Genomic DNA, 6324 nt, shown 5'->3' on the forward strand with positions numbered 1-6324 from the left:
GTCCGACCGGGGTTGATGGGCGCCGTCGCCCCCTCGCTTCCTGCCGGACGGGCGGACGGTCGACGCGCCCATCCTTGGTCGATCGACCGCGGCGCTGCAACGCCTCATGGACGGCGGAGACGACCGTCAGGACCCCGCTCGAAGCGGGCGGGGCGCGCTCACGCCTCCTGGGCGGCCGCGACGGCAGCCTGCCGGGCCCTGTAGACCAGGGTCTGCCCTTCACGGGCCACGAAGGAGCCCGGCAGGGCCGCGGCGAGTGAGGCCTCGATGCCGGCCAGCGCCGCGTCGTCGTGCCCCTTGTGGTGGTGAAAGGCCGCGAGCGTCCGGGCGCCGGCGGCCCGGCACAGCTCTACGCCGGCGTTCCAGGTAGAGTGGCCCCAGCCCCGGCAGCGCGGCAGCTCGCTTTCGGTGAACATGGCGTCGTAGATGACGAGGTCGGCGCCCCGGCAGAAGTTCACGACGTCGAGGTCCGGCCCGGCGTCGAGGTGCTCCATGTCGGACACGTAGCAGACGCGCCGGCCGCCGTGGTCGAACCGGTAGGCGGTGGCGCCGCCCGGATGGCGCAGCGGGCAGGTGGCGACGCGCACGCCGTCCTCGAAGGACAGCGTTTCCCCCGCCCGGAAACCCACGTGCTCGATGCTGCCCGGCAGCACGTCCAGCGTGACGGGGAACAGGGGCGGGGCGAACATGCTGTCGAGCGCCGCCTTGGCGCTGGCGCCGCCCTGGTTCCCGCAGAAGATGCGCAGGCTCCCCTTCTCCTTCAGGATCGGAGAGAAGAACGGCAGCCCCGAGACGTGGTCGTGGTGGAGGTGGCTGAGCAGGAGATCGATGCGGGCCGTGCCCGGGAGGGAGCGGCCCGCCGCTTCGAGACCGCTGCCGGCATCGATGATGAAGAGCCGGGTCCCGAGGCGGACCTCCACGCAGCAGGTGTTGCCGCCGTAGACGACGGTGTCGGGCCCGGGCATCGGCAGCGAGCCGCGCGTGCCCCAGAAGCGCACTGACAGGTCCCCGTCGCCGCCCCGCTCAGGCATCATGCCACCGCCGCCGCGCTGTCCATCGCACTCGTTCCACCCGACGGCCGCTCGCCCGATGTGATCCCGGTCGCCGCTGGGGCCATGGTCGCGCAAGCGAAGGCCCGGCGCAAGCCGTGGCGAAGATTTGTCAGACGGATATGCGGGCCTTGCTGAGGCTGGACGCGGCCGCCATCAGGACGAGGCTGAAGGTGCGGATGGTGTTGCGGGACGAACGGTAGCGGCTCGTGACGATGTCGACGAGTTCCTCGAGGATGTGGTCGTTGGTGTCGTCGACCAGGGCTTCGGGCAGGCCGAGACTGTCGGCGGCGCGCTGCAGGTCGTCGAGGCCGGCCATCACCGTGGCGGGGCCGTTGAACAGCACCATCTGCCACAGGCGGCAGTGCTTGCGCGCCATGGCCGCCGTGCCGGCCTCGTCCACCGTGCGGACGTAGCTCTCGACGGCGCGATCGATGACGATCGGCTCCGCCCACTGCCACATCGTGCGGCGCGCCGCGTCGAGGTCGGCCGGACGTCGATCGAAGGATGAGAATTCGGGGTGGACCCCCATGGCCTGCAGCTCCGCGATGGCTCGAACGCTCCCCTTCGGCCGTGTCGCGGCGTCGTCGAGGGGATGCAGGACCATCGCCGAACGCGGTAAACGAAGTTCCAATGGCCGAGCGCGCGCGTTCGGGCGCGCTCGGGCGCCCCTTGGCGGCCGTGGCCGGATGCCGCATGCTCGCCGCCACACGCCCGACGGAGATCGCCCGGCATGACCGACCGCCCGCCCCTGCCGCCGTTCACGGCCGAAACCGCCGCCATCAAGGTCAGGCGCGCCGAGGATGCCTGGAACGGGCGCGATCCGGCCGCCGTGGCCCGCGCCTACACGGAGGACAGCGTCTGGCGGAACCGCGCCGAGTTCCTCACCGGGCGCGGCGCCATCCAGGCCTTCCTGGAGCGGAAGTGGGCCCGCGAGCTCGACTACCGCCTCGTCAAGGAGCTGTGGGCCTTCGCGGGCGACCGCATCGCGGTCCGCTTCGCCTATGAATGGCGGGACGATTCGGGCTCCTGGTTCCGCTCCTACGGCAATGAGAACTGGGAATTCGACGGGCACGGCCTCATGCGCCGCCGCATCGCCTCCATCAACGACCTGCCGATCGCCGAAGCCGACCGCAAGTTCCGCTGGCCGGCGGGACCGCGGCCCGCCGACCATCCGGGGCTGAGCGACCTCGGGCTGTGAAGCCGCGGTCGCCCGTCAGCGCGCCGGGGTCGGCAGATCCAGCGTGACGCTGCGGTCGTCGCGGCGGAGCACGACGGTGCGCGGGCGGATCTCGGACAGCGTCCACCCGTCGATCTGCCCGCCGAGGGCCACGCGCACCGGCGCGCCATCCTGCGGGCGCCGCACCAGGGCCACCCCGCCCCCCCCGCCCGCGATCACCCCGCTCAGCGTCAGGTCGGGGGCGGACGGCGCCGGCTCGGGCAGGACCGGGGGAGGCAGAGCGGCGAGGGGCGGCGGAGGGGGGCGGCGGCTCGGCGAGAAGAGCGGGCGCTCGACCATCGCCCGGAACTCCGCGGACGGGTCGGCTCGCGTCGGCGAGGCCGATGCGGCCAGGGCCGCGGCCAGCGCGGCACGACGGATCGAGTCTGCCCTCAAAACGGCCCCCTCCCGCGCCTTCCGTCGCTGGATAGCACGGGGCGCCGCCGGGGCGATACGCCCAGCGGATCGGGCGCGCAGCCGCCGGGCCCGCGCGTGTCGCGCCGGACTTGATGTAAGTTGATGCAAATAAGCCACAAGATCGGCCGAGGCGCACAGAATTTCGACGCAATGCGGCCCGCGTTCTTGTCACGACGCGGTCGTCCACTAGCCTTCCTATGGGCACGGGGATCGCCGGCGGAGCGACGACCGCACCGCCGAGCCGAACCACCAGGGAGACGAACAGCCATGCAGGACAAACGAGACCACGGAGCGGAAGCCGCTCAGCCGGCGATCGACCTCGAGGCCGGCCGCCGCGCCTTCCTCCGGACGGCGGGCATGGGGACCGCCCTCGCCGCCCTGGCCGCCGTCGGCACGACCGAGGCGAAGGCCGCCTCGGCCGACTACGACATCGCGATCCTCAACTTCGCGCTCAATCTCGAATACCTCGAAGCCGAGTTCTACCAGCGCGCCGTCTACGGCGTCGGCCTTCCGTCCAGCCTCACGGGCGGCATCGGCACGCAGGGCGGCGGCGTCCGCGGCGGCAGCAAGGTGCCGTTCCAGAATCCCGTCGTGCAGAACATCGCGGCCGAGATCGCCAACGACGAGAAGAACCACGTCATCTTCCTGAAGAACGCGCTCGGGTCCCAGGCCGTGGCCGAGCCGATCATCTCGCTCGACACGTCCTTCCAGGCGCTGGCCAAGGCGGCCAACATCCCCGGCACGTTCAACCCCTACGCCGACGACACCAGCTTCCTGCTCGCCGCCTACATCTTCGAGGACGTCGGCGTGACCGCCTACAACGGCGCCGCGCCCTTCATCACCAACAAGTCGTACCTCGCGGCCGCGGCCTCGATCCTGGGCGTGGAAGCCTACCATGCCGCTACGATCCGCACGGCGCTGTTCTCGCAGCAGAACGGCACCGTGACGGGCATCACGGGCCTGATCTCCGCCCTCCGCGCCAAGCTGTCGCAGGCGGCGGACGACCAGGGCATCGGCGCGAGCGAGAGCACGCTCGACGGCGGCTTCCCGTCGCCGGCCAACATCGTGCCGACGGACCCGAACAGCCTCGTCTTCGCCCGCACGCCGCGCCAGGTGCTCAACGTGGTCTACGGCGGCATCGGCGCGTCTCAGGGCGTGTTCTTCCCGAACGGCGCCAACGGCGGCCCGGGCTTCGACGCCCTGCTGAAGGCCACCGGCGGCTAGTCCGACCGGGACCATCGGCCGGCGCGAGCCGGCTTCGACGGAGGGGCGGCCGATCGCAGGATCGGCCGCCTCGTCATTTCGGGGGCTGTCCGGGCCGCCAATAGGCGCTGAGCGTCAGGGTCACGTGCAGCCTCGGCTGCTGCGCGTCGCCGAGCGCCGCGCCGTCCTGCTCGGCGGGCTCGACCGCGACGTCGTCGACCAGCATCGCCGGGGTGCCCGTCTCGACGGCGACGAGCAGCGCCTGCAGGGCCCCGTTCTGCCCTTCCAGCACGGCCTGATCCTCGATGCGGGTGCCGAAGCCGGCGCCGGAGGTGCCCGGCTCTTCCGGCTTGGCGTCGGCGCGGCTCGACAGCAGGGATATCCCCGCGGCGGCGGCCCTGGTGCGCAGGTCGGAGTCGACCGCCGCAGCCGCGAGGGTCGCGGTGTCGGCGTGGACGAAGGGGTCGGCCGCGGGCACCGCCGGGGCGGCCCTGGCCCGCTGGCTGGCCGCGACGCTGCGGGCCAGGAGCTCCGCCTTGGCGTCGCGCTCCTCCGTCGCGGACGACAGGTCGGCCCAGCTCGCGCCGATGGCCCCGAGCGCGGCCAGCAGGAGAGCCCCGAGCAGCAGGCTGGCGCCGAGCGGCCGCCCCAGGGTGACGAGCTGCCGCGACGTCACGGCCCGGCCCTCGTGACGGTCGGCGGTGCCTCGCCCGGCGGCGGGCCGGCGTGGTCCGAGCGTCGCGGCAGGGCCTTCATCTCCAGCGTGAAGCGGTCGCCGCCGCCGGTCTCGGCCCGCGTCGTGGCGGCGCCGAAGGCCACGCTCGCGAAGGCGCCCGAGGTTTCCAGCGCCGGCACCAGGGCCGACGGCTCGCTCGACACCCCAGCCACCGTGACGCGGTCGCCCTCGATCGACAGCGCGGTCAGGTGGGCGCTGTCGGGCAGCGCGGCCGACAGCGCGTCGATGACCGCCACCGCGCGCGGGCGGGCCGCCTCGATCGCGCGCAGCTTCGCGGCCGCCTCGCCGCCGGGGTCGGCGGCGCGGCGCTCGCGCGCCAGGACGGCCTTGCGCGCGTCCAGGACGCGGTCCTGCTCGTCGATGTCGTCGCGCACCGCGCCGGCCTGCCATTCCAGCACCCCGACCACGCCCACCGTGCCGAGGAGCGCCGCGCCGAGGCCGCCCAGCACGGCTCGGCGCAGCGCGGCGGCGAGGCGCGGGCGTCCGCCGCCGAGGGGCAGGGCGCGGGCGCCGGCCGGATCGTCCGCGGCGCGCAGGCGGATCTCGCGCGGCTGCAGCGGCGCCAAGGCGGCGAGCGCGCGCGCCACGAGCCGCTTCGGCACCACCGCCACGGCCACGGCCAGGCGGGCCGGGTCCTCGGGCAGCGGGTCCGCGGAGATGCGGTAGTGGACGTCGCCGACGCGCCACGGGGTCACGCGCTCAATCTGGTGGCGCACGAAGGCGTCGAGGAAGGGGCGGCTCGCCAGGGCCACAGGGTCGAGCTCGCGCCGGGCGATCCAGTTCGGGGGCACCACGAGGTCGACCGCGGCGCCGGCGAGCCGCCGGGCGAGGCCGGCCGGCTCGAAGGCGGCCGGGCCGTCGCCCGGCGTCAGCCCCCCGAGCGGCGCGCCGCCGGCCCCCAACACCGTGGCCGATCCGCCGCCGAGGTCGATGCGGACCGGCGCGGCCCGCCGCGCGCGGTCGACGACCCACAGCAGCGCCTCGACGAGGCCCTCCACGAACCACGTCCACCAGCCCCGAAGCCTGCTCAGCATGCGCGCACCATCACGGCAGCACCCGCCAGGACACGACGACGGGGGCCGCGCTCCGCCCGCCCGCACCGTCGCCGGCGTCCGGCGCCGCGACGGGCGGCGTGGAAGCCGGCGGCGCGAGAACGAATTCGTAGCGCCGCTCATAGCGGTTCGCCACCCGGACCCGGGCCACGGCCCGCACGGCCGGCACGTCGTCGAAGGCGACGAAGTCGCGCGACGGCACCGGCAGCAGCGCCAGCGCCGAATCCTTGTCGCCGAACCCGGCTTCCCGCCGCCGCACGTAGTCGTCGACGCGCTCGTCGCTGCCCAGCAGCGCGAGCAGCACCGTGCGGTCGGCCAGCACGGGGTCCACGGTGGCGGCGCCGCTGCTCACCGTCAGCGACGGCAGGAGGCGCCGCGCCACGGCGTCGGGCAGGCCCCAGTCGCCCGCGACCTCGGACAGGTCGCGGATGGCCGCCGGGCCGGCCGAGGCCGCCTTCGGCTTCGCGGCCGGGCCGAGGGCGTCGACGGCGGCGCGGATGGCGGCGAGGCCGCCGGCCGCCGGGGCCGCGCCCTCGCCGTCGCCCGCGCCGGCCGGTTTGGCGCGGGCCGCAGCATCGGCGCGGAAGCGGGCGACGCGGGCCGCGGCAGCTTCGAGGTCAGCCCCTCCGAGGCCGGCCGCTGAGCAGC

The 6324-nt window shown here is 74.5% G+C and carries 8 protein-coding genes; 2 read left to right on the forward strand and 6 right to left on the reverse strand.

Annotated features, from left to right (window positions below; translation table 11 throughout):
- Window positions 1-158: 158 nt before the first annotated feature.
- Both L7N97_RS28060 and L7N97_RS28065 read right to left on the reverse strand, forming a co-directional pair.
- Window positions 159-1031 (reverse strand): MBL fold metallo-hydrolase, encoded by an 873-nt coding sequence (locus L7N97_RS28060; protein WP_237481955.1) that lies wholly within the window; start codon window positions 1029-1031, stop codon window positions 159-161.
- 130 nt (window positions 1032-1161) lie between these two features.
- Window positions 1162-1656 (reverse strand): hypothetical protein, encoded by a 495-nt coding sequence (locus tag L7N97_RS28065; protein ID WP_237481957.1) that lies wholly within the window; start codon window positions 1654-1656, stop codon window positions 1162-1164.
- A gap of 126 nt (window positions 1657-1782) precedes the next feature.
- Here L7N97_RS28065 and L7N97_RS28070 point away from each other — a divergent pair, with 126 nt between their 5' ends.
- Window positions 1783-2250, forward strand: a complete 468-nt coding sequence (locus L7N97_RS28070; protein ID WP_237481959.1) for a nuclear transport factor 2 family protein — start codon at window positions 1783-1785, stop codon at window positions 2248-2250.
- 15 nt (window positions 2251-2265) lie between these two features.
- Here L7N97_RS28070 and L7N97_RS28075 read toward each other — a convergent pair whose 3' ends face one another.
- Complete coding sequence (locus tag L7N97_RS28075; protein ID WP_237481961.1) at window positions 2266-2664, reverse strand: hypothetical protein; 399 nt, start codon at window positions 2662-2664, stop codon at window positions 2266-2268.
- Window positions 2665-2952: 288 nt separating this feature from the next.
- Here L7N97_RS28075 and L7N97_RS28080 point away from each other — a divergent pair, with 288 nt between their 5' ends.
- The gene (locus L7N97_RS28080) at window positions 2953-3909 is read left to right on the forward strand and encodes a ferritin-like domain-containing protein (protein ID WP_237481964.1); all 957 of its coding nucleotides are present in this window, start codon (window positions 2953-2955) and stop codon (window positions 3907-3909) included.
- A 73-nt stretch (window positions 3910-3982) separates the two neighbouring features.
- On the opposite strand, the gene gspM is transcribed toward L7N97_RS28080, so the two are convergent.
- From gspM to L7N97_RS28095, 3 genes are all read right to left on the reverse strand, one after another.
- The gene (gspM, locus tag L7N97_RS28085; protein WP_237481967.1) at window positions 3983-4564 is read right to left on the reverse strand and encodes a type II secretion system protein GspM; all 582 of its coding nucleotides are present in this window, start codon (window positions 4562-4564) and stop codon (window positions 3983-3985) included.
- Window positions 4561-5658 (reverse strand): PilN domain-containing protein, encoded by a 1098-nt coding sequence (locus tag L7N97_RS28090; protein WP_237481968.1) that lies wholly within the window; start codon window positions 5656-5658, stop codon window positions 4561-4563. The genes gspM and L7N97_RS28090 overlap by 4 nt, the downstream gene beginning before the upstream one ends.
- Before the next feature lie 10 nt (window positions 5659-5668).
- On the reverse strand, window positions 5669-6324 hold a 656-nt coding region (locus L7N97_RS28095), incomplete at its 5' end, for a hypothetical protein (protein ID WP_237481970.1).

The organism is Lichenibacterium dinghuense (assembly GCF_021730615.1).
Classification (GTDB): Bacteria; Pseudomonadota; Alphaproteobacteria; order Rhizobiales; family Beijerinckiaceae; genus Lichenihabitans; species Lichenihabitans dinghuensis.

Coding starts and splice junctions, on each gene's coding strand:
- L7N97_RS28080 (WP_237481964.1), top strand. CDS start 2,953: ATGCAGGACAAACGAGACCACGGAGCGGAAGCCGCTCAGCCGGCGATC.
- L7N97_RS28060 (WP_237481955.1), bottom strand. CDS start 1,031: ATGCCTGAGCGGGGCGGCGACGGGGACCTGTCAGTGCGCTTCTGGGGC.
- L7N97_RS28070 (WP_237481959.1), top strand. CDS start 1,783: ATGACCGACCGCCCGCCCCTGCCGCCGTTCACGGCCGAAACCGCCGCC.
- L7N97_RS28065 (WP_237481957.1), bottom strand. CDS start 1,656: ATGGTCCTGCATCCCCTCGACGACGCCGCGACACGGCCGAAGGGGAGC.
- L7N97_RS28090 (WP_237481968.1), bottom strand. CDS start 5,658: ATGCTGAGCAGGCTTCGGGGCTGGTGGACGTGGTTCGTGGAGGGCCTC.